This is a genomic window from Cedecea selenatireducens (assembly GCF_042138895.1).
Taxonomy (GTDB): Bacteria; Pseudomonadota; Gammaproteobacteria; order Enterobacterales; family Enterobacteriaceae; genus Cedecea; species Cedecea selenatireducens.
This window is the reverse complement of sequence record NZ_JBHIKW010000001.1, coordinates 487,085-511,554: the sequence shown is the minus strand read 5'-3', so window position 1 is coordinate 511,554 and position 24,470 is coordinate 487,085. Positions and strand designations below refer to the sequence as shown.

Sequence of the window (24,470 nt, the reverse complement as noted above, 5' to 3'; positions counted from 1 at the left end):
CAATGACAGAGAAAGTACGCCGTTCGAGCGCCCCGACCGAGGGCAATGACGAAATTGATATCGGCCGTTTGTTTGGCACCGTGCTGGAGGCTCGCTGGTGGGTTATCGGTATCACCGGCCTGTTCGCGGCGCTGGCCGTGGTCTATGCGCTGTTCGCGACGCCGGTGTATAAGGCCGACGCGCTGGTGCAAATCGAACAAAATGCCGGTAACACGCTGGTGAATGACATCAGCTCCGCGCTGAGCAATAAGCCCCCGGCGTCTGCCGCAGAAATTCAGCTGATTCAGTCTCGCCTGGTGCTGGGTAAAACCGTGGACGATCTGAACCTGGATATTTCGGTGAGCAAGAACACCTTCTGGCTGTTCGGGGCCGGCTGGGACCGGCTGCAGGGGCATCAGAACGACACGGTTAACGTCACCACTTTCACCCTCCCGGCGGGAATGAACAAAGACACCTTTACCGTTGAAGTCCTGAACGACAAACAGTATCAGCTAACCAGCGACAATGGTTTTAGCGCCAAAGGTGAAGTGGGCAAGCCGCTGAGCAAAGGCGGCGTCACGATGCAGGTTGACGGCATCAAGGCCCAGCCGGGTGATAATTTCACCGTGGTGAAGTACTCCACGCTCGGTATGATCAACCAGCTTCTGGGCAACCTGACGGTGACCGAAAACGGGAAAGATACCGGCGTGCTTAGCCTGTCTTATACCGGGGAAGATAAAGATCAGATCCGCGCGATTCTGGACAGCATCACCCGTAACTATCTTGCTCAGAACGTGCAGCGTAAATCTGAAGAAGCTTCCAGAAGCCTGAAATTCCTGGCCGAGCAGCTGCCGGAAGTTCGCCACAATCTGGATTCGGCTGAAAACAAACTCAACGCTTATCGCCAGCGCCAGGATTCGGTGGACTTGTCCCTCGAGGCGAAATCGCTGCTGGACTCCGTGGTGAATATTGACTCTCAGCTGAATCAGCTGACCTTCAAAGAAGCGGAAATTTCCAAGCTGTATACCAAAGTTCACCCATCATATCGCACGCTGCTGGAGCAGCGCAGAACGCTTGAAGACCAGAAAGCTCGCCTGACCAACAGCATCGCTGCGATGCCAAAAACCCAGCAGGAAATTGTGCGCCTGACCCGCGACGTGGAATCCGGGCAGCAGGTTTACATGCAGCTGTTAAACAAGCAGCAGGAGCTGAAAATTACCGAGGCCAGCACGGTGGGTGACGTCCGCATCGTTGACCCGGCGATTACGCAGCCGGGCATGGTGAAGCCACAGCGCGCTCTGGTGGTACTGGGCAGCATCATTCTGGGCCTTATCGTTTCGATTATTGGCGTGCTGCTTCGTTCGCTGTTTAAGGGCGGGATTGAAAGCCCGGCGGCGCTGGAAGAGGCGGGGCTTAGCGTCTACGCCAGCATTCCTCTTTCCGAGTGGCAGAAAACCCGCGACCAGGCCAACCTGCGGAATGCGAAAGGCACCAAACGCTTTAAGCAAAGTCAGCTGCTGGCGGTCGGGAACCCAACTGACCTGGCTATTGAGGCCATCCGCAGCCTGCGCACCAGCCTGCACTTCGCCATGATGCAGGCCTCCAACAACGTCCTGATGCTCACCGGGGTTAGCCCGTCAATCGGTAAAACTTTTGTATGTGCCAACCTGGCGGCGGTGATTAGCCAGACCAACAAGCGCGTGCTGCTGATGGACTGCGATATGCGCAAAGGTTATACCCACGAACTGCTGGGGACGACCAACGTGAACGGCCTGTCCGACGTGCTTTCAGGGCAGGGAGACATCACCCGTTGTGCGCAGAAAACCTCCGTGCCGAATTTTGACCTTATCCCGCGTGGGCAGGTTCCGGCCAACCCGTCAGAGCTGCTGATGAACGAACGCTTCGCCCAGTTGGTGAAGTGGGCCAGCGAAAATTATGACCTGGTGCTGATTGATACCCCGCCAATCCTAGCAGTCACGGACGCGGCGATTGTTGGCCGGCATGCCGGTACCACGCTGATGGTGGCACGTTATGCGGTGAACACGCTGAAAGAGGTGGAGACCAGCCTGAGCCGCTTCGAGCAAAACGGCATTGCCGTGCGCGGCGTTATCCTTAACTCGATCTTCCGTCGGGCCACCGGCTACCAGGATTACGGCTACTACGAATACGAATATAAGTCGGATGCTAAATAAGGTGATGGCCATGAACAGCAGCGCAGTAACTCGCCCGCTTATCTCTATTTATATGCCTACGTGGAACCGCCAGCAGCTGGCTATTCGGGCCATAAACTCGGTGCTGCGTCAGGATTATGACCACTGGGAAATGATTATCGTCGATGACTGCTCGGCCAGCTTCCAGCAGCTGCAGCAGTTTGTTGAGGATCTCGGCGATCCCCGGGTGCGTTACATTCACAACGACGTGAACAGCGGCGCCTGCGCGGTACGCAATCAGGCGATTCAGCTGGCGCAGGGAAGATTTATCACCGGCATTGATGATGACGATGAATGGACGCCGAACCGGCTATCGGTGTTCCTGTCCCATCAGCATCAGCTGGTCACCCACGCGTTTTTATACGCTAACGACTATCTGTGCGAAGGGCAGGTCTACTCGCAGCCGACCAGCCTGCCGCTGTACCCGAAGTCGCCGTATTCGCTCAAGCTGTTCTATAAGCGCAACATCATCGGCAACCAGGTGTTCACCTACGCCGGGCGCTTTAAGAGCAGCCTGTTTGATACCGAGCTGAAAGCCGCGCAGGACTACGACATCTTCCTGCGCATGGTGGTGGAATACGGCCAGCCGTGGAAGGTAGAAGAGGCAACGCAAATTCTGCACGTGAATCACGGCGAAATGCAGATAACCAAATCGCCGAAGAAATTTGCCGGTTATTTCCATTTCTACCGCAAGCACAAAGACAAGTTCGACCGGGGCAGCAAGAAATACCAGCTGTATACGCTCTACCAGATCCGCAACAAGCGCATGTCTTTGCGCACGCTGTTAGCCCTGCTGACGGTGCGCAACGGCAAGCGCCTCGCCGATAGCCTGCGGGGGAAATAAGCGTGCTGGAAGATTTACGAGCCAATAGCTGGAGCCTGCGCCCGTGCTGCATGGTGCTGGCCTACCGCGTTGCCCACTTCTGCTCGGTGTGGCGCAAGAAAAGCGTTATCAACAATCTCTGGGCGGCGCCGGTGCTTCTGGCCTACCGCTTCATTACCGAATGCCTGTTTGGCTATGAAATCCAGGCGGCCGCCACCATTGGTCGCCGCTTCACTATTCACCACGGCTACGCGGTGGTTATCAATAAGTTTGTCGTCGCGGGGGATGATTTCACCATCCGCCACGGCGTCACCATCGGCAACCGTGGCAACAGCCTGGCCTGCCCGGTGATCGGCAACGGCGTTGAGCTGGGCGCCAACGTGATTATCGTGGGCGACATCACCATCGGCAATAACGTGGCGGTGGGCGCGGGCAGCGTGGTGCTGGACAGCGTGCCGGACAACGCGCTGGTGGTGGGTGAAAAAGCGCGGGTGAAGGTGATCAAATGAACATCATGCAGTTTAATGTGCGCCTTGCTGAAGGCGGCGCGGCAGGCGTGGCGCTTGACCTTCATCAACGTGCTCGCCTGGCCGGATTATCTTCACGTTTTATCTACGGTTACGGCAAGGGCGGAAAGAAAAGCGCCAGCCACGATCTCTACCAGGACGTTGAAAAGCATACGCCGCGCCTGGTGTCCGTCGCCAACATCGCCCTGTTCCGTTTCCTGAATCGCGATCCGTTTGGCAACCTGAACAAGCTTTACCGCCGCGTCACCCGTAGCCAGCAGCCCGTGGTGCTGCATTTTCACGTGGTGCATAGCTACTGGCTGAACCTGGAAGAAATGGTGTCGTTTTGCCAGCGGGTGAAGGCGCATAAACCGGACGTGACCTTCGTCTGGACGCTGCATGACCACTGGAGCATTACCGGCCGCTGCGCTTTCCTCGACGGCTGCGAAGGCTGGAAAACGGGCTGCGTCAAATGCCCGACGCTGAACAACTATCCGCCGGTGAAGGTCGATAAGGCCCATCAGCAGGTGGAGGGAAAACGCCAGCTGTTCCGTGAAATGCTGGCACTTGGCTGCAGGTTTATTTCTCCCAGCCAGCACGTGGCGGAAGCCTTTAACCAGCTCTATGGGGCAGGGCGCTGCAAAATCATCAATAACGGTATCGACGTGGCAACCGAGGCGATTCTGGCCGAGCTGCCTGAAAGCGGCGTGGCAACGGCAAAACCCCGCGTGGCGATTGTTGCCCATGACCTGCGCTATGACGGCAAAACCAACCAGAAGCTGGTGCAGGCGATGATGGCGCTGGGGAACAGCATTGAGCTGCATACCTTCGGCAAGTTCTCGCCGTTTGAAGGCGCTAACGTGGTGAACCACGGCTACATGACCGACAAACGCGCGCTGATGAGCGAGCTGAATACCATGGACAGCCTGGTGTTCAGTTCCCGGGTGGATAACTACCCGCTGATCCTTTGTGAAGCGCTTTCTATCGGCGTGCCGGTGGTAGCGACGAGCAGCGAAGCGGCAGACGAAGTTCTGCGCAAGGTAGGCGGCAAGACTTTCACGCCTGAGCAGGTTCTGGCGCTGGTGCAGCTCAAAAAAGCGCAGCTTGCGGAGCAGGTGTTCGCCACCGATTTAGCGACCTTCCGCGCAGCCAGCCGTCAGGCCTACAGCGGCAAACAGATGCTGGAGGAGTATGTCTCGTTCTATCAGGGTCTGTAGCTATCTGCTGCTGCCGTTTATCTATCTGGTGGTGAACGTCAAGCTGGCCTCCCTCGGGGAAAGTTTTCCGATAACCATCGTGACGTTCCTGCCGGCTATCTTGTTTTTGTATATTGAGCGCATCAACCTTAAAAAGCTGATGATTGCGCTTGGGGTAGGGGCCGGACTCACGGCGTTTAACTACATTTTTGGCCAGTCGCTGGACCCCGGCAAATACGTCACCTCAATGATGCTGTTTGTCTATATTGTGCTGATTCTCGGGATGACCTGGAGCTGCCGCTTCAAGACTATTTCACAGCGAAATCACCGTAAGATACTGCGCTTTTTCTATGGCGTGGTGGGGATTATCGTGGCGCTTGCCGCGGCGGAAATGGCCCAGATTATCTTGACCGGCGGCAGCAGTCTGATTGAGAAAATTTCGAAATTTCTCATTTACAGTAACAGCTACGTGCTCAACTTTATTAGCTTCGGCGGGCGACGCACCACGGCGCTCTATTTTGAACCCGCGTTCTTCGCCCTGGCATTAATCTCAATTTGGCTCAGCATCAAACAGTTTGGTATCAAAACGCCGAAAACTGATGTTATGATTCTTTTAGGGATAATCCTTTCAGGATCTTTCTCCGGGGTGATGACGTTTATTTTGTTTTACCTGCTGGAGTGGGCGTTCCAATACCTTAATAAAAGTGCCATTAAAAAGAAGTTGCCGTTAGCGATTATTTCTTTGGCGGTGTTTCTGATCGGTCTGGTGTTTGCATTTCCTTATATTGCAACCCGAATCGGTGATTTAGGCACGGAAGGATCTTCATCGTATTACCGCATAATTGGTCCGTTAGCCATGGTCGGTTATTCTCTGGCGAACGTTGATGGCGTTGTGCGTTTTGGTTCACTCTATGAATATGTCGCATCATTCGGAATATTCAACGGTGCGGACGTAGGGAAAACCGTGGACAATGGACTGTATCTGCTGATTATTTATTTCTCATGGTTTGCTGTATTAATGACCGTTGGCTATATGTGGCGAGTCATGAAAATGATGCGCAATGCATTTGGCAATAATGAGAATTATCGTGTTCAGCTTTGGTTGTTTATGCCTGTATCCTTGTTTTTTACCGGTTCAATTTTCAGCCCGGAATATGCATTTTTAATTGTTTGCCCATTTATTTTGCGTAAAGCAATTAAGGGTTCGCTGCCAGGAGGTGCGCAATAATGTTATTAAGTGTTATTACAGTCGCATGGCGTAATTATGACGGGGTAGTGAAAACCTGGCAATCACTGGCGCATCTGGCACAGGCCAAAGGCATTGAGTTTGAATGGATTGTCGTTGACGGCAATTCTCCGGACGGCACGGCCGAGTTTCTTGCTGGCCTGCAGGGCCAGTACAACCTGCGCTTTGTCAGCGAGAAAGACAACGGCATTTACGATGCGATGAACAAAGGGATCGCCATGGCGCAGGGGCGTTACGCGCTCTTTCTGAACTCCGGCGATGCCTTTCACCCTGAAATTGCCGGGGTGATTCATCAGCTGGCAGCCGAAGGCGAACGTGACAATGCGATGGTGATCGGCGATGCGCTTCTGGACTTTGGCGACGGCAATAAAATTCGCCGCAGCGCTAAACGTGGCTGGTATATCTATCACAGCCTGCCGGCAAGCCATCAGGCTATCTTTTTCCCGTTATCCGGCCTGCGTAAATACCCTTACGATCTGCAATATAAAGTCTCATCCGATTATGCGCTGGCGGCAAAAATGTATAAAAGCGGCTATGCCTTCAAACGTATCAAAGGCCTGGTGTCTGAATTCTCAATGGGCGGCGTCTCTACCTCTAATAACGTTGAGCTGTGCCGGGATGCAAAAAACGTGCAGCGTAAAATTTTACGCGTGCCGGGATTCATTGCAGAACTCTCTTTTCAACTGCGGTTAAAAACAACCGGCAAAGCCAAAGCGCTTTATAACAAAACCTAAAGCACACGGGAAATATTATGCAGGATTTAAGCGGCTTCAGTGTACCGAGGGGATTTCGCGGCGCGAGCGGCATTAAAGTGCAACTGTGGTGGGCAGTACAGGCCACGCTGTTCGCCTGGTCACCACAGATTTTATATCCATGGCGTGCCTTTTTATTACGCATGTTTGGGGCGAAAGTAGGCAAAAAAGTTGTTATTCGTCCCTCGGTAAAAATTACCTACCCATGGAAATTAACGCTTGGGGATTATGCCTGGGTTGGCGATGACGCGGTGCTTTATACCCTCGGCGAAATTACCATCGGCGCAAATTCCGTGGTGTCGCAAAAGTGTTATTTGTGCACCGGCAGCCACGATTATATGAGCCAACATTTTGATATTACCCAGTCACCGATTGTTATCGGCGAAAAATGCTGGCTGGCAACGGATGTGTTTGTTTCCCCTGGCGTCACGATAGGTGATGGCTGCGTCGTGGGGGCAAGGAGCAGCGTTTATAAATCATTACCGGCGAACGCCGTTTGCCGGGGTAACCCGGCAGTAAAAATACGCGAACGCGCGTGAGCGCTCTTTATTTAAAGAAAAGCTCTTATTTTTATCTTCAATCATAGGAAATATCATGACTAAAGTAGCTCTCATTACGGGTGTCACCGGACAAGACGGCTCTTACCTGGCGGAATTCCTGCTGGAAAAAGGCTATGAAGTTCACGGTATCAAGCGTCGCGCCTCTTCTTTCAACACCGAGCGCGTGGACCATATTTATCAGGATCCGCACGCGGGCAACCCGAAATTCCATCTGCACTACGGCGACCTGACCGACACCTCAAACCTGACTCGTATTCTGTCTGAGGTGAAGCCAGATGAAGTGTATAACCTCGGGGCGATGAGCCACGTAGCGGTTTCTTTTGAGTCCCCTGAATACACCGCGGACGTGGACGCGATGGGCACCCTGCGCCTGCTGGAAGCCATTCGCTTCCTGGGGCTGGAAAAGAAAACTCGCTTCTACCAGGCATCCACTTCAGAACTGTACGGCCTGGTGCAGGAAATTCCACAGAAAGAGACCACGCCTTTCTATCCTCGTTCCCCGTATGCGGTAGCCAAGCTTTACGCCTACTGGATAACCGTTAACTACCGTGAATCCTACGGCATGTACGCCTGTAACGGCATTCTGTTCAACCACGAATCTCCACGCCGTGGCGAGACGTTCGTGACCCGTAAAATTACCCGCGCGATTGCCAACATTGCTCAGGGCCTGGAGAAATGCCTGTACCTTGGCAACATGGACTCCCTGCGCGACTGGGGCCATGCCAAAGACTACGTGAAAATGCAGTGGATGATGCTGCAGCAGGAAAAACCGGAAGACTTCGTCATCGCCACCGGCGTGCAGTACTCCGTGCGTCAGTTCGTGGAAATGGCTGCCGCGCAGCTCGGCATCAAGCTGCGCTTTGAAGGCCAGGGCGTGGAAGAGAAGGGCATTGTGGTATCCGTCACGGGCCACGACGCGCCGGGCGTGAAACCAGGCGACGTTATCGTCTCCGTTGACCCGCGCTACTTCCGTCCTGCCGAAGTAGAAACCCTGCTGGGCGACCCAACCAAAGCGCACGAAACGCTGGGCTGGAAGCCGGAAATTACCCTGCAGGAAATGGTCGGTGAGATGGTTGCCAAAGACCTGGAAGCGGCGAAGAAACACTCCCTGCTGAAGTCCCATGGTTATGAGGTTGCCATCGCGCTGGAGTCCTGAGTATGAATAAGAAACGTATCTTTGTTGCCGGTCACCGTGGCATGGTCGGCTCGGCCATTGTCCGCCAGCTCGGGCAGCGTGATGACGTTGAGCTGGTGCTGCGCGGGCGCGATGAGCTGAACCTGCTGGACAGCGGCGAGGTGAATGCCTTTTTCGCCAGTGAGAAAATCGATCAGGTTTACTTGGCGGCGGCAAAAGTGGGCGGCATCGTTGCCAATAACACGTTCCCGGCGGAGTTCATCTACGAGAACATGATGATCGAAAGCAACATTATTCATGCCGCGCACACGCACGGCGTGAACAAACTGTTGTTCCTCGGCTCATCCTGTATTTATCCGAAGATGGCGCAGCAGCCGATGGCCGAAAGCGAGCTGTTGCAGGGCACGCTTGAAGCCACGAACGAGCCGTATGCCATTGCCAAGATTGCCGGTATCAAGCTGTGCGAGTCCTACAATCGCCAGTACGGGCGGGATTACCGTTCGGTGATGCCGACCAACCTGTACGGGCCGAACGACAACTTCCACCCGAGCAACTCGCACGTCATTCCGGCCCTGCTGCGCCGCTTCCATGAAGCCACGCAGGAGAACGCGCCTGACGTGGTGGTGTGGGGCAGCGGCACGCCGATGCGCGAGTTCTTGCACGTCGATGACATGGCTGCGGCCAGCATTCACGTGATGGAGCTGGCCCAGGAAGTGTGGCAGGAGAACACCGACCCGATGCTGTCGCACATTAACGTCGGCACCGGTGTGGACTGCACGATCCGCGAGCTGGCGCAGACGCTGGCGAAAGCGACCGGCTACCGTGGTCGCGTGGTGTTTGACGCCACGAAGCCGGACGGCACGCCGCGTAAGCTGCTGGACGTTTCCCGCCTGCATCGCCTCGGCTGGTATCACGAGATTACCCTGGAAGCTGGTCTCGCCAGCACCTACCAGTGGTTCCTCGAAAACCAGCAGCGGTTCCGGGGGTAGGCATGTTTCTTAGCGCTGAAGATTTTGCCACCGTAGTGAGCGCGACTCCGCTTATCTCAATCGATCTTATCGTCGAAAACCAGGCGGGCGAGTTCCTGCTGGGTTTGCGAACCAATCGCCCTGCAAAGGGCTTTTGGTTTGTGCCGGGCGGCCGCGTGCAGAAGGATGAAACCCTGGCTAATGCGTTTATGCGCCTGACGGAGGCGGAGCTGGGCTCGGCCTTCACCCTTGCAGAGGGTGAGTTTTACGGCGTCTGGCAGCATTTTTACGGCGATAACTTCTCCGGGAAAGATTTCTCGACGCATTACGTGGTGCTCGGCTTCCGCCTGCGGGTGGACGACAAGCAGCTAAATCTGCCGGCCGAGCAGCATAAAGCGTACTGCTGGCTGACGCCGGAAGCGCTGCTCAAGCGTGAGGACGTGCACGATAACAGCCGCGCTTACTTCATTAAGCAGGGCAAAGGGAAGGTACCGGGCTTATGAAAATACTGGTCTACGGCATTAACTATTCACCGGAGCTGACCGGCATCGGCAAGTACACCGGTGAAATGGTGGAGTGGATGACCAGCCAGGGCCATGAGGTGCGGGTGATCACCGCGCCTCCTTACTATCCGGTGTGGAAAGTTCACCCGGACTACTCGGCATGGAAATACAAAAAAGAGCAGGGTAAGGCTACCGTCTGGCGCTGCCCGCTGTATGTGCCAAAGCAACCTTCTACGCTCAAGCGCCTGCTGCATTTAGGCAGTTTCGCGCTGAGCTCATTTTTCCCGCTTCTCGCCCAGCGCGGCTGGAAGCCAGATCGCGTGATTGGCGTGGTGCCGACGCTGTTTTGCGTGCCGGGGATGCGCCTGCTCGCAAAATTGAGCGGGGCACGCACGCTGCTGCATATCCAGGATTATGAAGTGGACGCGATGCTTGGCCTGGGTATGGCAGGTAAGACGCCGGGCAAAATTGCTCGCCTTGCGCAGCGCTTTGAAAAGAGCGGCCTGCACAACGTCGATAACGTCTCCACTATTTCCCGCTCAATGATGAATAAAGCCACCGAGAAAGGCGTAGATCCGCAGCGGGTGATTTTCTTCCCTAACTGGTCGGAAGTGGCTCGTTTTCGCGATGTCGCGCCCGAGCAAATCGAAGCCGTTCGCCATGCGCTCAACCTGCCGGCAGATAAAAAAATCGTGCTGTACTCCGGCAATATTGGCGAAAAACAAGGGCTGGAAACGGTGATTGAAGTGGCGGGCCGGTTCGCCGGGAGCCCGTACCTGTTTGTGATTGTTGGCCAGGGCGGCGGCAAAGAGCGGCTCGAAAAACTGGTGCATGTTCACGGGCTGAATAATGTGGTTTTCCACCCGCTACAGTCTTACGAAGCGCTCCCGGCGCTGCTTGGCATGGCCGACTGTCATCTGGTTATCCAACGTTGTGGGGCGGCGGATGCCGTACTGCCTTCAAAACTGACCAATATCCTGGCCGTAGGCGGCAATGCGGTGATTACCGCCGAGCCGGAAACCGAGCTGGGCCAGCTTTGCGAAGCTTATCCGGGGATTGCGGTTTGCGTGGTGCCCGAGTCCGCCGATGCGCTGGCGGCGGGCATAGAACGGTGCCTGCAGCTTCCTCAAAACAACACGGTGGCACGTGAATATGCCGAACGCACGCTCGAAAAAGAGAACGTGTTAAGCCAATTTATTGCGGCCATCTCTTCATAAAAAGTCGGGGATAAATTATGAGTCAGTCACAACTCTATCCGGTGATCATGGCGGGCGGAAACGGCAGTCGCCTTTGGCCGCTGTCCCGCGTGCTGTACCCCAAGCAGTTCCTCTGCCTGAAAGGGGATCTGACCATGCTGCAAACCACCATCAATCGCCTGAACGGGGTAGAGTGCGAAAGCCCGGTGGTAATTTGCAATGAGGAACACCGTTTTATCGTCGCCGAGCAGCTGCGCCAGCTGAATAAACTGACCGAAAATATCGTGCTGGAACCCGCCGGGCGCAACACGGCTCCGGCCATCGCGCTGGCGGCGCTTGCGGCGCTGCGTAACCAGCCGCAGCAGGATCCGCTGATGCTGATTCTGGCCGCCGATCACGTCATCCAGAATGAAGAAGCCTTCCGTAACGCGGTGCGCAGCGCGATGCCTTACGCCGAGGCCGGTAAGCTGGTGACCTTTGGTATTGTTCCGGACCTGCCTGAAACGGGCTACGGCTATATTCGCCGTGGCACCGTGTCTAACCCGGAAAACGGCGTTGATGCGCTGGCCTTTGGCGTGGCGCAGTTCGTCGAAAAACCTGACCTTTCTACCGCCCAGGCCTATGTTGCCAGCGGCGAGTACTACTGGAACAGCGGTATGTTCCTGTTCCGCGCTGGCCGTTACCTGGAAGAGCTGGCGAAGTTCCGCCCGGATATTCTGGCAGCCTGTGAAAAAGCGATGGCGAGCGTCGATCCGGATCTGGATTTTGTTCGCGTGGACGAGCAGGCATTCCTGGCCTGCCCGGATGAGTCCATCGACTACGCGGTGATGGAAAAAACCGCCGATGCGGTTGTGGTACCGATGGATGCGGGCTGGAGCGACGTAGGCTCCTGGTCTTCGCTATGGGAAATCAGCGCCAAGACCCCGGAAGGCAATGTGCACCACGGGGACGTTATCAGCCATGAAACCGAAAACAGCTACATCTATGCCGAGTCCGGCCTGGTCACCACCGTTGGCGTGAAGGATTTGGTGGTGGTGCAGACCAAAGACGCGGTGCTGATTGCTGACCGCGATCACGTCCAGAACGTGAAGAAAGTGGTGGAGAGAATCAAAGGCGATGGCCGCCACGAACACCACAATCACCGGGAAGTTTACCGTCCGTGGGGAAAATATGACTCCATTGATTCCGGGGATCGTTACCAGGTGAAGCGCATCACCGTCAAGCCGGGCGAGGGGCTTTCGCTGCAAATGCACCATCATCGTGCTGAGCACTGGATTGTGGTGGCGGGCACCGCGAAGGTCACGCTGGGCGAGGAGGTCAAACTGCTGGGTGAAAACGAGTCTATTTATATCCCGCTCGGCATGACCCACTGCCTGGAAAATCCCGGCAAAATTCCTCTCGACCTGATTGAGGTTCGCTCCGGTACCTACCTGGAAGAAGACGACATCGTCCGTTTCCAGGACCGCTACGGGCGCATTTAATCCCTGATTGTAAACATTCTCCACGGGCCACGAACCCGTGGGTTGGGTAACTGTTGCCCGAAGGAGCGAAATCATGCAGCAACTGACCTGTTTTAAAGCCTACGACATCCGCGGCCGCCTGGGCGACGAGCTGAACGAAGACATCGCCTGGCGCATCGGCCGTGCCTACGGTGAGTACCTGCAGCCAAAAACTATCGTGCTGGGCGGCGACGTGCGCCTGACCAGCGAATCGCTGAAGCAGGCGCTGGCGTGTGGCCTGCAGGACGCGGGCGTGGACGTGCTGGATATCGGCCTGTCCGGCACCGAAGAAATCTATTTTGCCACCTGGCATCTGGACGTGGACGGCGGGATCGAAGTGACCGCCAGCCATAATCCGATGGACTACAACGGTATGAAGCTGGTGCGCCAGGGCGCCCGCCCGATCAGCGGCGACACCGGCCTGCGCGACGTGCAGCGCCTGGCGGAAGCCAACGACTTCCCGCCGGTGAATGAGGCGGCGCGCGGCAGCTACCGGAAAGTGTCGGTGGTGGAAGCCTACCTCGACCATCTTTTCTCCTACATCAACGTCAGCCACATCAAACCGCTGAAGCTGGTGATCAACTCCGGCAACGGTGCGGCGGGCCCGATTGTGGACGCCATTGAAGCCCGCTTTAAGGCACTCAACGTGCCGCTGACCTTCGTGAAAGTGCACAACACGCCGGACGGCAATTTCCCCAACGGGATCCCTAACCCGCTGCTGCCGGAATGCCGCGCCGATACCCGCGACGCGGTGATTGAGCACGGAGCCGATATGGGCATCGCCTTTGACGGGGACTTTGACCGCTGCTTCCTGTTCGACGAGAAAGGGCAGTTTATCGAGGGGTACTACATCGTGGGCCTGCTGGCGGCGGCGTTCCTCGAAAAACAGCCTGGGTCGAAAATCATTCACGACCCGCGCCTGGCCTGGAACACGGTAGATATCGTCGAGCGCGCGGGCGGCAAACCGGTGATGTCGAAAACCGGGCACGCGTTTATCAAAGAGCGCATGCGTGAAGAGGATGCAATTTACGGCGGCGAGATGAGTGCCCACCACTACTTCCGCGACTTTGCCTACTGCGACAGCGGGATGATCCCGTGGCTGCTGGTGACCGAACTGCTTTGCCTGAAGGGAAAAACGCTGGGTGAACTGGTGCAGGACCGCATGGCGGCGTGGCCGGCCAGCGGGGAGATCAACAGCAAGCTGGAAGCCCCTGCCGCGGCGATTGAGCGTGTGCGTGCGCATTTTGGCCCGCACGCGGAAGAGATTGACCACACGGACGGGATCAGCATGGCGTTTGGCGACTGGCGGTTCAACCTGCGCAGTTCTAACACCGAGCCGGTGGTGCGCCTGAACGTGGAGTCTCGCGGTGATGAGATGCTGATGCAGGCGCGAACGCAGGAAATTATGGCTTTGCTGAACCAGTAATCTGCCGCATCTGTGTGTTTTAACCCTCACCCTGGCCCTCTCCCTGGAAGGGAGAGGGGAAAGTCAGGAGCCAGAACTTCCTACTCTCTCCTGAAGGGAGAGGGAATGCTCCTGGTTCCAGTTATTACCCCCTCTCCCCTTGGGGAGAGGGTTGGGGTGAGGGGGAAAACACCGATGCGACTTCTTTCAAAGGTAAAACGATGACAAATCTAAAAAAGCGCGAGCTGCCAAAAACCAACGCATCGTTGATCTCTATGGTGCAACGTTTTTCCGACATCAGCATCATGTTTGCCGGGCTGTGGATGGTCTGTAAGGCTAACGCTTTGCCGTTTCTCTATATGCATCTGCTGATGGCTTTATTGACCCTCGTTGTGTTTCAGATGATCGGTGGGATGACGGATTTTTATCGTTCGTGGCGTGGGGTAAAAATCTCCAGCGAGTTATTCCTGCTGCTGCAGAACTGGACGCTGAGCGTGATTTTCAGCGCCGGACTGCTGGCTTTTAATAGCGACTTTGACGGCTCGTTCTGGGTTTATCTGGCCTGGTATGTATTGACCGGCGTGGGGCTGGTTGTTTGCCGATCGTGGATTCGATTTGCCGCAGGCTGGTTGCGTAACAAAGGCTTTAATACGCGTCGTGTTGCCATTGCAGGTTCTCTGCCGGTCGGTCAGGTGCTGGCGCAAAGCTTTAAAAATGAACCCTGGCTGGGCTTTAACGTGCTGGGTGTTTACGACGATGAACCGCCGGCAGGCGCGCTGATCAACTATATGGGCAACTTCAATACGCTCGTGACCGACGCCCGCAACGGCCAGATTGATAAAATCTACATTGCGATGGAAATGAGCCACGAGTCGCGCATTAAAAAGCTGGTGAGCGAACTGGCGGATACCACCTGTTCCGTGCTGCTGATCCCCGATGTTTTTACCTTCAATATTCTTAATGCCCGCACTGAAGAGGTGAACGGCGTGCCCGTCGTGCCGCTGTTTGAAACCCCGCTGAGCGGCTTTAACAGCGTGCTTAAGCGGCTGGAAGATATCGTGCTGTCCTCTTTTATCCTGCTGCTGATTTCCCCCGTTCTGCTGTGCATCAGCCTCGCGGTGAAGCTGACTTCGCCAGGGCCGGTTATCTTCCGTCAGACCCGCTACGGGATGGACGGCAAGCCCATCAAAGTGTGGAAATTCCGCTCCATGAAAGTGATGGAGAACGACGCGGTGGTGGTGCAGGCCACGAAAGGCGACAAGCGTATTACGCCTATCGGGAGCTTTCTGCGCCGCACTTCGCTGGACGAGCTGCCGCAGTTTATTAACGTCCTGCTTGGCGGTATGTCAATTGTCGGCCCTCGTCCCCATGCCGTTGCCCACAACGAAGAATACCGCGCGTTAATCGAAGGCTACATGCTGCGCCATAAGGTCAAGCCAGGTATTACCGGCTGGGCGCAAATTAACGGCTGGCGCGGCGAAACCGACACGCTCGACAAGATGGAAAAACGCGTCGAATTTGACCTGGAATACATTCGCGAATGGAGCCTGTGGTTCGACATCAAGATTGTTTTCCTTACCGTTTTCAAAGGCTTTGTTAACAAAGCGGCATACTGACCGGAACCCAACATGAGCCTGAGAGAAAAAACCATCAGCGGCGCAAAGTGGTCCGCGATTGCCACGGTCATTATTATTGGCCTGGGGCTGGCGCAGATGACTATTCTGGCCAGAACCATTGATAACCACCAGTTTGGCCTGCTTACCGTGTCGCTGGTGATTATCGCGCTGGCCGATACGCTGTCTGATTTTGGTATTGCCAACTCCATTATTCAGCGCAAAGAGATAAGCCAGCTGGAGCTGACCACGCTGTACTGGCTAAACGTCGGGCTGGGCGTGCTGGTATGCATCGTGGTCTTTTTACTGAGCGATGTGATTGCCGGCGTGCTGCATAACCCGGACCTGTCGCCGCTGATTAAAACGCTGTCCTTTGCTTTTATCGTCATTCCGCACGGGCAGCAGTTTCGCGCCCTGATGCAAAAGGAACTCGAGTTCTCAAAAATCGGTTCCATTGAGACGGTGTCCGTGCTGGTGGGCTTTAGCGTGACCGTCACGGCCGCGATGTACTACCCGTTTGCTATTACGGCAATCATCGGTTACCTGGTGAATACCGTCGTTCGTACCTCACTGTTTGGCTTCTTCGGGCGCAAGATTTACCGCCCAGGTTTCCATTTTTCCCTGAAGTCGGTTAATTCCAACCTGAAGTTTGGCGCGTGGCTGACCGCCGATAGCGTGATCAACTACGTCAATACCAACCTTTCCACGCTGGTGCTGGCGCGTATTCTCGGCGCCGGCGTCGCCGGTGGTTATAACTTGGCTTATAACGTGGCGGTTGTCCCGCCGATGAAGCTCAACCCGATCATCACGCGCGTGCTGTTCCCGGCGTTTGCCAAGATTCAGGATGACACCGCGAAGCTGCGGGTGAACTTCTACAAGCTGCTGTCGATTGTCGGCATCATCAACTTCCCGGCGCTGCTGGGGCTGATGGTGGTCTCAAATAACTTCGTTCCGCTGGTGTTTGGGGAAAAATGGCAGTTCATTACGCCAATCCTGCAGCTGCTGTGCGTCGTCGGCCTGCTGCGCTCCATCGGGAACCCGATCGGGTCGCTGCTGATGGCGAAGGCGCGGGTGGATATCAGCTTTAAGTTCAACGTTTTTAAAACCTTCCTGTTTATCCCGGCCATTATCGTCGGCGGCCAGCTGGGCGGCGCGCTCGGCGTCACGCTCGGTTTCCTGCTTGTTCAGGTGGTTAACACCGTCCTCAGCTATTTCATCATGATCAAACCGGTGCTGGGCTCCAGCTACCGGGAGTACATCCTCAGCATCTGGCTGCCTTTTTATCTGTCGCTTCCGACGCTGATTGTCAGCGCCGGGCTTGGCGTGGCGCTTAACGGGCATCTGCCCCTGGCGGCCTTGCTCTGCATACAGGTAGCGGCCGGGGCTGCGGCTTTTATGGTGATGATTATTTTGTCCCGCAATGCGCTGATCGTCGAAATGAAGCGACAGTTTTGCCGCAGCGAACGCCTGAAAGCGCTGCTTCGCGCTGGCTAAGAACCCTATTAAGAGGTCGATATGAAATTACTTATTCTTGGCAACCATACTTGCGGCAATCGCGGTGATAGCGCCATTTTGCGCGGGTTGATCGATGCCATTACCACGCTTGACGACGGCATACATGTAGATGTTATGAGCCGTTACCCGGTGAGTTCAGCCTGGCTGCTGGGGCGCCCGGTCCTGGGCGATGGGCTGTATAAGCAAATGAAGCAGTACAACAATGCGGCCGGGCTCGTAGGCCGGGTAAAAAAAGTGCTGCGCCGTAAATATCAGCACCAGGTGCTGCTGGCGAAGGCGACCAACACCGGGCGACTGCGTAATATTGCTATCCCGCAGGGGTTCATCGATTTTGTGAAATCGCTGCAGGAGTACGATGCGATTATTCAGGTCGGCGGCTCGTTCTTTGTTGACCTGTATGGCGTGAGCCAGTTTGAACATGCGCTGTGCAGTTTTATGGCGCGTAAACCCGTCTATATGGTCGGCCATAGCGTGGGGCCGTTCCAGGATCCGCAGTTTAACCAGCTGGCGAACTACGTTTTCGGCCACGCGAAGTCACTTATCCTGCGCGAAACCGTGAGCCTGGATCTGATGAAGAAAAGTCAGATAGATACCAGCAAGGTCGAGCAGGGGGTCGATACGGCATGGCTGGTGGCACAGCATGAAGAGGATTTTGTACCGAGCTATGCGGTTAAGCACTGGCTTGGCGTAATTGAAGGTAAGAAAACCGTGGCGATTACGCTACGGGAACTTGCGCCGTTCGATAAGCGGCTGGGTACCACCCAGGAAGCTTACGAGCGGGCCTTTGCCGAAGTGGTGAACCGCACCATTGAGCAGGGTTACCAGGTTCTGGCGCTTTCCACCTGTACCGGTATCGACAGCTATAACAAAGACGATCGCATGGTGGCGCTCAACATTCGCCAGTACATCAGGCAGCCCGATGACTATCACGTCGTGATGGATGAGCTTAACGATCTGGAGATGGGCAAAATCTTCGCCGCCTGCGAGCTGACGGTGGGGACTCGCCTGCACTCGGCGATTATCTCGATGAACTTTGGCACGCCGGCCGTGGCGATCAACTACGAACACAAATCCGCAGGCATTATGCAGCAGCTCGGCATGCCTGAAATGGCCATCGATATTCGCCAACTGCTGGACGGTTCTCTGCAGGGCGTAGTCGCTGACGTGCTTGGGCAGTTGCCGTCAATTAACCAGCGGCTTGCGTTGGCGGTAAGCGCCGAGCGCGCAAACGGCATGAAAATGGTGGAATCGGTGCTTGAGCGAGTCAAGGAGGGGAAATGAAGGTTGGTTTCTTCCTGCTGAAGTTTCCGCTGGCGTCGGAAACCTTTGTGCTGAACCAGATCACCGCTTTTATCGACATGGGCCACGAGGTTGAGATTGTTGCCCTGCAAAAAGGGGATCTGACCAATACCCACGCGACGTTTAAAAGCTACGGGCTTTCGGAAAAAACCGTCTGGTTGCTTGATGAACCAGAGGGTAAAGTCGCCAAGCTGCAAAGCCGTGCGTTGAATACGCTCCGTGGCGGCCTGCGGGGCAGAACCTGGCGAGCCTTGAGTCGTGCTCGCTACGGCGATGAGGCCCGTAATCTGATCCTGTCATCTATTTGCGGGCGGCAGAAGCAGCCGCTGGAGGCCGACGTTTTTATCGCGCATTTTGGCCCGGCAGGCGTCACGGCAGCCAAGCTCAAGGAGCTTGGTGTGCTAAAAGGCAAAATTGCCACCGTATTCCACGGCATAGATATTTCGCACCGGGATGCGCTGGCTCATTACACGCCTGAATACAGGCAGCTGTTTGAGCGCGGAGATTTGATGCTGCCGATAAGCAATCTCTGGGCAAATCGCCTGAAGCAGATGGGCTGCCCGGAGAGCAAAATTGCGGTATCCCGAATGGGCGTGGATATGGACAAGTTTTCTTTGAGGCCTATGAAAACGCCGGGCACGCCGCTGGAGATTGTCTCCGTGGCGCGCCTGACGGAAAAAAAAGGCTTACATATTGCCATTGAAGCCTGCCGCCTGTTGAAGGCGCGCGGCGTGGCATTTCGCTACAACATTCTTGGCATTGGCCCCTGGGAGCGCCGTCTGAAGACGCTGATTGAGCAACTGCAGCTGGAGGACGTGGTCTTTATGCCCGGCTTCAAGCCGAGTCATGAGGTGAAAGCGATGCTCGACAGGGCCGACCTCTTCTTGCTGCCTTCTGTCACCGGTGAAGATGGCGACATGGAAGGGATCCCCGTCGCGCTGATGGAGGCGATGGCCGTTGGGATCCCCGTCGTGTCGACCGTTCATAGCGGCATCCCTGAGCTTATCGACGCCGATAAGTCGGGCTGGCTGGTACCGGAAAAGGACGCTTTTGCCCTTGCCGATAAGCTGCAGGCCTCGGCTTCCGTGTCGGAAAGTGACCTGCAGCTGATGCTGTCGCGCGCCAGGGAAAAAGTTACCAGCCAGTTCAATCAGCAGGTTATCAACCAGCAGCTTGCCCGTCAGCTTCAGACGCTGTAAATCACCGAATCCTATGATGAGGACTTATGTCGAAAAGCAATCCACTGAAGCGCATTCCTTTCTCCGCATCTCGCCGTAAGCTGCTGGCCGCGGGTTCTGCACTAGCGGCTGCATCCCTTATTCCCGGCACGGTAAAAGCTATCGGCCGGGGAACAGAGGTCAACGTCAAAGATTTCTATCAAAACGACTGGATAGCCGCCTTTAAGCAGGCGTTTGCCGAGGCAGACGTCGTTCAGGTGCCGGTGGATTTAGTCTGCGACAGCATCAATACCGCTATTTTCATGCCGCAGGGTAAAACGCTACAGGTGGCCGGCGGGCTGAAAGGCAACGGCAAAGGGCGCTTTGTGCTGCAGGATGGCTGCCAGATTGTCGGCGAGGGAAAGGGGCGGTTTAACAACATCACGCTGGATGTGCGGGGTTCCGACTGTACGATCAAAGGCATTGATATGAGCGGGTTTGTCAATGTGGCGCAGATTTACATTGGCGGGAAAGATAACCGTACGATGCGTAACTTCACCATCGACAACATCACCGTACACGATGCCAACTACGCGATACTGCGCCAGGGCTTTCATAACCGCATGGAGAACGTTCGCATCACTAACGGCCATTTCAGCCATCTGCAAGGGGATGCCATTGAGTGGAACGTGGCGATAAACGATAGCGATCTGCTGATTTCTGACCATGTTATTGACAACATTAACTGTACTAACGGAAAGATTAACTGGGGAATAGGCATCGGGCTGGCGGGCAGTACGTATAACAATAATTATCCAGAAGATCAGGCGGTAAAAAACTTCGTGGTGGCCAATATCACCGGCAGTAACTGTCGCCAGTTAGTTCATGTTGAGAATGGGAAGCATTTCCTTATTCGTAACGTAAAAGCGCGGAATATTAATCCGACCTTTAGCCGCACCGCCGGGATCGATAATGCCACCGTCGCGATATATGGCTGCGATAACTTTGTGATTGATGATGTGGATATGGTTAACAGTGCGGGAATGCTGATTGGTTACGGTGTAATCAAAGGTAATTACCTGTCTATTCCGCAAAACTTTAAGCTGAGCGATATAAAACTCGATAACAGCGAGCTGACCAGCCCGCTGCGCGGGATCCAGATTTCATCCGGCAATGCGACCTCCTTTGTGGCGATGACCAACGTTACCATGAAGCGCGCGACGCTAGAGTTTCATAACAAACCTCAGCATCTTTTTATGAGAAATATCAATGTTATGCAGCTTTCAACTAACGGACCTGCGCTGAAGATGAACTTTGATCTTCGCAAAGACGTACGTGGGAAGTTTATGGCTAAAAATGACACCTTACTGTCGCTGTCAAATATTCATGCTGTCAATGAAAAAGGGCAAAGCTCGGTTGATATAGACCGGGTAGACCAGCTACATGTCAATAGTGAGAATCTCAATTTCAGGCTGCCGGAAGTGAATAAGTAATATTGCAACTCCCTTTGGGACAATTCTCAGTCAACGGACGCTTAAGTAGAGGTGTTTGCCTATTTTGCTCGCCGCGCCAGAGCGCTAGCATGCGTTATTTGTTTAGCGAATTCATGCTGGCATCAAAGCACGAAAAGACTATAATCTTCCAACCATTTAGAGGTGGGACTAAGAATGACTAATTTAAAAGCAGTTATCCCGGTAGCCGGTTTGGGCATGCATATGCTGCCAGCAACAAAGGCTATCCCTAAAGAGATGCTGCCAATTGTTGATAAACCGATGATCCAGTATATCGTCGACGAAATTGTTGCCGCGGGTATCAAAGAAATCGTGCTGGTGACTCACTCTTCCAAGAATGCCGTTGAAAACCACTTCGACACCTCTTACGAGCTGGAAGCCCTGCTTGAGCAGCGCGTTAAGCGCCAACTGCTGGCTGAAGTCCAGTCTATCTGCCCTCCGGGCGTCACCATCATGAACGTTCGCCAGGCTCAGCCGCTTGGGCTGGGGCACTCTATCCTATGCGCACAGCCGATCGTTGGTAACAATCCATTTGTGGTGGTTTTGCCAGATGTGGTGCTTGATGGCGCCAGCGCCGATCCGCTGCGGTACAACCTGGCAGCCATGGTCGCTCGCTTCAATGAAACCGGCCGCACCCAGGTGCTGGCTAAGCATATGCCAAATGAAGATCTGGCCGCCTACTCGGTGATTACCACTCAGGAACCTTTGCTGAACGAAGGGCAGGTGAGCCGCGTGGTTGAGTTTGTTGAAAAACCGGATCAGCCGCAAACGCTGGACTCCGATCTCGCGGCGGTGGGGCGCTATGTGCTTTCGGCCGATATCTGGCCACTGCTGGAAAAAACGGAGCCAGGTGCATGGGGGCGTATTCAGTTAACCGACGCCATAGCGGTACTGAACGAAACTCAGCCAGTTGAAGTGATGCAGATGACCGGCGAGAGCTACGACTGCGGTAAGAAAATGGGCTATATGCAGGCGTTCGTCCAGTACGGGCTACGCAACCATAAAGAAGGGCAGAAGTTTCGCGAGCGTATTCAAAAGCTTCTTGCTGACGCATAGGCCTGCTTTAAGTCGCTTTCATGGATGAGGGTGCGGTAAACGGTGGCATAACGTTCAGTCTGAGAGAGGCGTTGAACGATGAGCCGCCGTTTTGCTTTATTAATCGACAGTGAAGTCTAAGTTTTTCATGGGCTTATCATTTTTTGGCCGTTGTGTATAGACCAAAGTTTTTCCTTGAGAATCGCCGTATGAAATATAAAATCGTGGCGATTTCTTACATGCGGTACCTGAAGGTACGCTATGGCCTATGTTGTACAGTGCACTGGTAGCTGTTGAGCCAGGGGCGGTAGCATGGCTAAAATTCAGGTTCAGCATGCATCTATCCTTAAGAGATATCTCAAATATATTATATTCAGGGTGCTGCTCCCTTGAATGTAATAACAAGATTATAGAGAGACTGCACAGTGAAAATCCTTGTTACCGGCGGTGCCGGGTTTATTGGCTCAGCCGTTGTTCGTCATATCATTGATAATACTCAGGATAGTGTGGTTAACGTAGATAAGTTAACCTATGCCGGTAATCTGGAGTCTTTAGCCGATGTCTCCGCTAATGAGCGCTATCATTTCGTTCAGGCGGATATTTGCGATGCTGCAGCAATCGAGCAGATTTTTGAACAACACCAGCCGGATGCCGTCATGCATCTGGCCGCAGAGAGCCATGTCGATCGCTCCATCACCGGCCCGGCAGCTTTTGTTGAGACCAATATTGTTGGCACCTACGTTTTGCTTGAGGCAGCCCGTCACTATTGGTCCGGATTAGCCGCGGAGAAGAAGACGAACTTCCGTTTCCATCACATCTCTACTGATGAAGTGTATGGCGATCTTCCGCACCCGGATGAAGTTGCACAGGGCGAAGCATTGCCCCTGTTTACGGAAACGACGGCGTACGCGCCAAGCAGCCCATACTCTGCATCGAAAGCTTCCAGCGATCATCTCGTTCGCGCCTGGCTCCGCACCTATGGTTTGCCGACGGTCGTCACCAATTGCTCAAATAACTACGGGCCGTTCCATTTCCCTGAGAAATTAATCCCACTCGTTATTCTGAATGCTCTGGAAGGAAAACCGCTGCCGATTTACGGTAAAGGCGATCAGATCCGCGACTGGCTGTATGTTGCAGACCATGCGCGTGCGCTTTATACGGTTGTTACTCAAGGGCAGGTAGGTGAGACCTACAACATCGGTGGTCACAACGAGAAGAAGAACCTCGAGGTTGTGCATACTATCTGTGATTTGTTGGACGAGATTGTGCCTAAAGAGGGCTCGTACCGCGACCAAATTACCTATGTCACTGACCGCCCTGGGCATGACCGTCGTTACGCGATTGATGCAGATAAAATCGCGCGCGAGCTGGGCTGGAAGCCGCAGGAGACGTTTGAGTCGGGTATTCGTAAAACGATTAGCTGGTATTTGGCAAATCAGAAGTGGTGCCAGCGTGTGCAGGACGGCAGCTATCAACGTGAACGCTTAGGATTAGAATAATGAAAGGTATCATTTTGGCCGGAGGGTCTGGCACCCGTTTGTATCCAATAACAATGGGAGTATCTAAGCAATTACTTCCGATTTATGACAAGCCAATGATTTATTATCCGCTGTCAGTACTTATGCTGGCGGGTATTCGTGACATTTTGATTATTACGACCCCGGAAGATCAGGACAGCTTTATTCGGTTATTGGGTGATGGCAGTGCGTTGGGGATTAACCTGACGTATGAAATCCAGCCTGCCCCGGATGGCTTAGCGCAGGCGTTCATTATTGGCGAAAAATTTATCGGCAATGATTCAGTTTGCCTTGTCCTCGGTGATAATATTTTCTTTGGGCAAGGTTTCAGTCCTAAATTAAAAGCAGTGGCGCAACGTGAAACAGGCGCAACTGTCTTTGGTTACCAGGTAATGGATCCTGAGCGTTTTGGCGTGGTCGAATTTGATGAAAATAACAAAGCCATTTCTATAGAAGAAAAACCCGCTGAGCCTAAATCTCACTGGGCTGTCACCGGACTGTACTTCTACGATAACTCGGTCATTGAAATTGCAAAAAATGTAAAACCATCTGAGCGTGGTGAGTTAGAAATAACCTCAATTAACGATGAATACCTAAAGCGTGGGCAATTGAATGTTGAGCAGCTTGGGCGTGGATTTGCATGGTTAGATACCGGCACGCACGACAGCTTGATTGAAGCTGGCAGCTTTGTTGAAACCGTACAGAAAAGGCAGGGAATGATGGTTGCCTGTCCGGAAGAGATTGCCTGGCGTAATGGTTGGTTAAGCGATACTGAAATTGAAAATCGCGGAACAATGCTTAAGAAAAATCATTATGGTCAGTATTTGTTAAAGCTAATTAAGTAA

The 24,470-nt window shown here is 54.4% G+C and carries 22 protein-coding genes; 21 read left to right on the top strand and 1 reads right to left on the bottom strand.

The features are described from left to right. Positions 1-2 precede the first annotated feature (2 nt). The 19 genes from wzc (at position 3) to galF (ending at position 22,129) form a co-directional block, all read left to right on the top strand. Positions 3-2,171: a tyrosine-protein kinase Wzc gene (wzc, locus tag ACE38U_RS02445; RefSeq protein ID WP_038481236.1), complete on the top strand. Its 2,169-nt coding sequence runs from the start codon at positions 3-5 to the stop codon at positions 2,169-2,171. Positions 2,172-2,181: 10 nt separating this feature from the next. Further along, positions 2,182-3,033 (top strand): colanic acid biosynthesis glycosyltransferase WcaA, encoded by an 852-nt coding sequence (wcaA, locus tag ACE38U_RS02440; protein WP_038483364.1) that lies wholly within the window; start codon positions 2,182-2,184, stop codon positions 3,031-3,033. A 2-nt stretch (positions 3,034-3,035) separates the two neighbouring features. Next, complete coding sequence (gene wcaB, locus ACE38U_RS02435) at positions 3,036-3,521, top strand: colanic acid biosynthesis acetyltransferase WcaB (RefSeq protein WP_038481239.1); 486 nt, start codon at positions 3,036-3,038, stop codon at positions 3,519-3,521. Beyond that, positions 3,518-4,735, top strand: a complete 1,218-nt coding sequence (locus ACE38U_RS02430; protein WP_375529100.1) for a glycosyltransferase — start codon at positions 3,518-3,520, stop codon at positions 4,733-4,735. Before wcaB ends, ACE38U_RS02430 begins: the two co-directional genes overlap by 4 nt. Continuing rightward, entirely contained in the window at positions 4,710-5,942 is a 1,233-nt protein-coding gene (gene wcaD / locus ACE38U_RS02425; protein ID WP_038481244.1) for a colanic acid polymerase WcaD, read from the top strand. The genes ACE38U_RS02430 and wcaD overlap by 26 nt, the downstream gene beginning before the upstream one ends. Further along, positions 5,942-6,694, top strand: a complete 753-nt coding sequence (gene wcaE, locus ACE38U_RS02420) for a colanic acid biosynthesis glycosyltransferase WcaE (protein ID WP_038481247.1) — start codon at positions 5,942-5,944, stop codon at positions 6,692-6,694. Before wcaD ends, wcaE begins: the two co-directional genes overlap by 1 nt. Positions 6,695-6,711: 17 nt before the next feature. Further along, on the top strand, positions 6,712-7,251 hold the full coding sequence (gene wcaF, locus ACE38U_RS02415) for a colanic acid biosynthesis acetyltransferase WcaF (protein ID WP_038481250.1): 540 nt from the start codon (positions 6,712-6,714) through the stop codon (positions 7,249-7,251). A gap of 55 nt (positions 7,252-7,306) precedes the next feature. Beyond that, on the top strand, positions 7,307-8,428 hold the full coding sequence (gene gmd, locus ACE38U_RS02410) for a GDP-mannose 4,6-dehydratase (RefSeq protein WP_038481254.1): 1,122 nt from the start codon (positions 7,307-7,309) through the stop codon (positions 8,426-8,428). A 2-nt stretch (positions 8,429-8,430) separates the two neighbouring features. After that, positions 8,431-9,396, top strand: a complete 966-nt coding sequence (fcl, locus tag ACE38U_RS02405; protein ID WP_375529099.1) for a GDP-L-fucose synthase — start codon at positions 8,431-8,433, stop codon at positions 9,394-9,396. Positions 9,397-9,398: 2 nt separating this feature from the next. Next, positions 9,399-9,878 (top strand): GDP-mannose mannosyl hydrolase, encoded by a 480-nt coding sequence (locus tag ACE38U_RS02400; RefSeq protein WP_038481260.1) that lies wholly within the window; start codon positions 9,399-9,401, stop codon positions 9,876-9,878. Beyond that, a complete protein-coding gene (gene wcaI / locus ACE38U_RS02395) occupies positions 9,875-11,095 on the top strand; it encodes a colanic acid biosynthesis fucosyltransferase WcaI (protein ID WP_375529098.1) in 1,221 nt (406 codons plus the stop codon). Before ACE38U_RS02400 ends, wcaI begins: the two co-directional genes overlap by 4 nt. A 17-nt stretch (positions 11,096-11,112) precedes the next feature. Continuing rightward, positions 11,113-12,555: a mannose-1-phosphate guanyltransferase gene (cpsB, locus tag ACE38U_RS02390; RefSeq protein WP_375529097.1), complete on the top strand. Its 1,443-nt coding sequence runs from the start codon at positions 11,113-11,115 to the stop codon at positions 12,553-12,555. A gap of 73 nt (positions 12,556-12,628) precedes the next feature. Beyond that, positions 12,629-13,999 carry a phosphomannomutase CpsG gene (gene cpsG, locus ACE38U_RS02385; protein WP_375529096.1) on the top strand — a complete coding sequence of 457 codons (1,371 nt, stop codon included), beginning with the start codon at positions 12,629-12,631 and terminating at the stop codon, positions 13,997-13,999. A 200-nt stretch (positions 14,000-14,199) separates the two neighbouring features. Next, entirely contained in the window at positions 14,200-15,594 is a 1,395-nt protein-coding gene (gene wcaJ, locus ACE38U_RS02380) for an undecaprenyl-phosphate glucose phosphotransferase (RefSeq protein WP_176982859.1), read from the top strand. Positions 15,595-15,606: 12 nt separating this feature from the next. Further along, a complete protein-coding gene (locus ACE38U_RS02375; RefSeq protein WP_375529095.1) occupies positions 15,607-17,085 on the top strand; it encodes an MOP flippase family protein in 1,479 nt (492 codons plus the stop codon). 21 nt (positions 17,086-17,106) lie between these two features. After that, positions 17,107-18,387: a colanic acid biosynthesis pyruvyl transferase WcaK gene (gene wcaK / locus ACE38U_RS02370; protein WP_038481277.1), complete on the top strand. Its 1,281-nt coding sequence runs from the start codon at positions 17,107-17,109 to the stop codon at positions 18,385-18,387. After that, positions 18,384-19,604, top strand: a complete 1,221-nt coding sequence (gene wcaL / locus ACE38U_RS02365; RefSeq protein WP_375529094.1) for a colanic acid biosynthesis glycosyltransferase WcaL — start codon at positions 18,384-18,386, stop codon at positions 19,602-19,604. The genes wcaK and wcaL overlap by 4 nt, the downstream gene beginning before the upstream one ends. Positions 19,605-19,630: 26 nt before the next feature. Next, complete coding sequence (wcaM, locus tag ACE38U_RS02360) at positions 19,631-21,055, top strand: colanic acid biosynthesis protein WcaM (RefSeq protein ID WP_038481283.1); 1,425 nt, start codon at positions 19,631-19,633, stop codon at positions 21,053-21,055. Positions 21,056-21,229: 174 nt separating this feature from the next. Further along, on the top strand, positions 21,230-22,129 hold the full coding sequence (galF, locus tag ACE38U_RS02355; RefSeq protein ID WP_375529093.1) for a UTP--glucose-1-phosphate uridylyltransferase GalF: 900 nt from the start codon (positions 21,230-21,232) through the stop codon (positions 22,127-22,129). 99 nt (positions 22,130-22,228) lie between these two features. Here the strand turns inward: galF and ACE38U_RS02350 are convergent, their stop codons facing one another. Continuing rightward, positions 22,229-22,444 (bottom strand): hypothetical protein, encoded by a 216-nt coding sequence (locus ACE38U_RS02350; RefSeq protein ID WP_375529092.1) that lies wholly within the window; start codon positions 22,442-22,444, stop codon positions 22,229-22,231. Positions 22,445-22,533: 89 nt separating this feature from the next. On the opposite strand from ACE38U_RS02350, the gene rfbB reads away from it, so the two are divergent. Next, complete coding sequence (gene rfbB / locus ACE38U_RS02345; RefSeq protein ID WP_375529091.1) at positions 22,534-23,607, top strand: dTDP-glucose 4,6-dehydratase; 1,074 nt, start codon at positions 22,534-22,536, stop codon at positions 23,605-23,607. Next, positions 23,607-24,470, top strand: coding sequence for a glucose-1-phosphate thymidylyltransferase RfbA (rfbA, locus tag ACE38U_RS02340; protein ID WP_375529090.1), 864 nt, complete (start codon positions 23,607-23,609; stop codon positions 24,468-24,470). Before rfbB ends, rfbA begins: the two co-directional genes overlap by 1 nt.

Excerpts from the sequence above, each read along its gene's own strand:
- wzc (WP_038481236.1), top strand. The coding sequence starts at position 3 with ATGACAGAGAAAGTACGCCGTTCGAGCGCCCCGACCGAGGGCAATGAC.
- wcaA (WP_038483364.1), top strand. The coding sequence starts at position 2,182 with ATGAACAGCAGCGCAGTAACTCGCCCGCTTATCTCTATTTATATGCCT.
- ACE38U_RS02430 (WP_375529100.1), top strand. The coding sequence starts at position 3,518 with ATGAACATCATGCAGTTTAATGTGCGCCTTGCTGAAGGCGGCGCGGCA.
- wcaD (WP_038481244.1), top strand. The coding sequence starts at position 4,710 with ATGTCTCGTTCTATCAGGGTCTGTAGCTATCTGCTGCTGCCGTTTATC.
- wcaE (WP_038481247.1), top strand. The coding sequence starts at position 5,942 with ATGTTATTAAGTGTTATTACAGTCGCATGGCGTAATTATGACGGGGTA.
- wcaF (WP_038481250.1), top strand. The coding sequence starts at position 6,712 with ATGCAGGATTTAAGCGGCTTCAGTGTACCGAGGGGATTTCGCGGCGCG.
- gmd (WP_038481254.1), top strand. The coding sequence starts at position 7,307 with ATGACTAAAGTAGCTCTCATTACGGGTGTCACCGGACAAGACGGCTCT.
- fcl (WP_375529099.1), top strand. The coding sequence starts at position 8,431 with ATGAATAAGAAACGTATCTTTGTTGCCGGTCACCGTGGCATGGTCGGC.
- ACE38U_RS02400 (WP_038481260.1), top strand. The coding sequence starts at position 9,399 with ATGTTTCTTAGCGCTGAAGATTTTGCCACCGTAGTGAGCGCGACTCCG.
- wcaI (WP_375529098.1), top strand. The coding sequence starts at position 9,875 with ATGAAAATACTGGTCTACGGCATTAACTATTCACCGGAGCTGACCGGC.
- cpsB (WP_375529097.1), top strand. The coding sequence starts at position 11,113 with ATGAGTCAGTCACAACTCTATCCGGTGATCATGGCGGGCGGAAACGGC.
- cpsG (WP_375529096.1), top strand. The coding sequence starts at position 12,629 with ATGCAGCAACTGACCTGTTTTAAAGCCTACGACATCCGCGGCCGCCTG.
- wcaJ (WP_176982859.1), top strand. The coding sequence starts at position 14,200 with ATGACAAATCTAAAAAAGCGCGAGCTGCCAAAAACCAACGCATCGTTG.
- ACE38U_RS02375 (WP_375529095.1), top strand. The coding sequence starts at position 15,607 with ATGAGCCTGAGAGAAAAAACCATCAGCGGCGCAAAGTGGTCCGCGATT.
- wcaK (WP_038481277.1), top strand. The coding sequence starts at position 17,107 with ATGAAATTACTTATTCTTGGCAACCATACTTGCGGCAATCGCGGTGAT.
- wcaL (WP_375529094.1), top strand. The coding sequence starts at position 18,384 with ATGAAGGTTGGTTTCTTCCTGCTGAAGTTTCCGCTGGCGTCGGAAACC.
- wcaM (WP_038481283.1), top strand. The coding sequence starts at position 19,631 with ATGTCGAAAAGCAATCCACTGAAGCGCATTCCTTTCTCCGCATCTCGC.
- galF (WP_375529093.1), top strand. The coding sequence starts at position 21,230 with ATGACTAATTTAAAAGCAGTTATCCCGGTAGCCGGTTTGGGCATGCAT.
- ACE38U_RS02350 (WP_375529092.1), bottom strand. The coding sequence starts at position 22,444 with ATGCTGAACCTGAATTTTAGCCATGCTACCGCCCCTGGCTCAACAGCT.
- rfbA (WP_375529090.1), top strand. The coding sequence starts at position 23,607 with ATGAAAGGTATCATTTTGGCCGGAGGGTCTGGCACCCGTTTGTATCCA.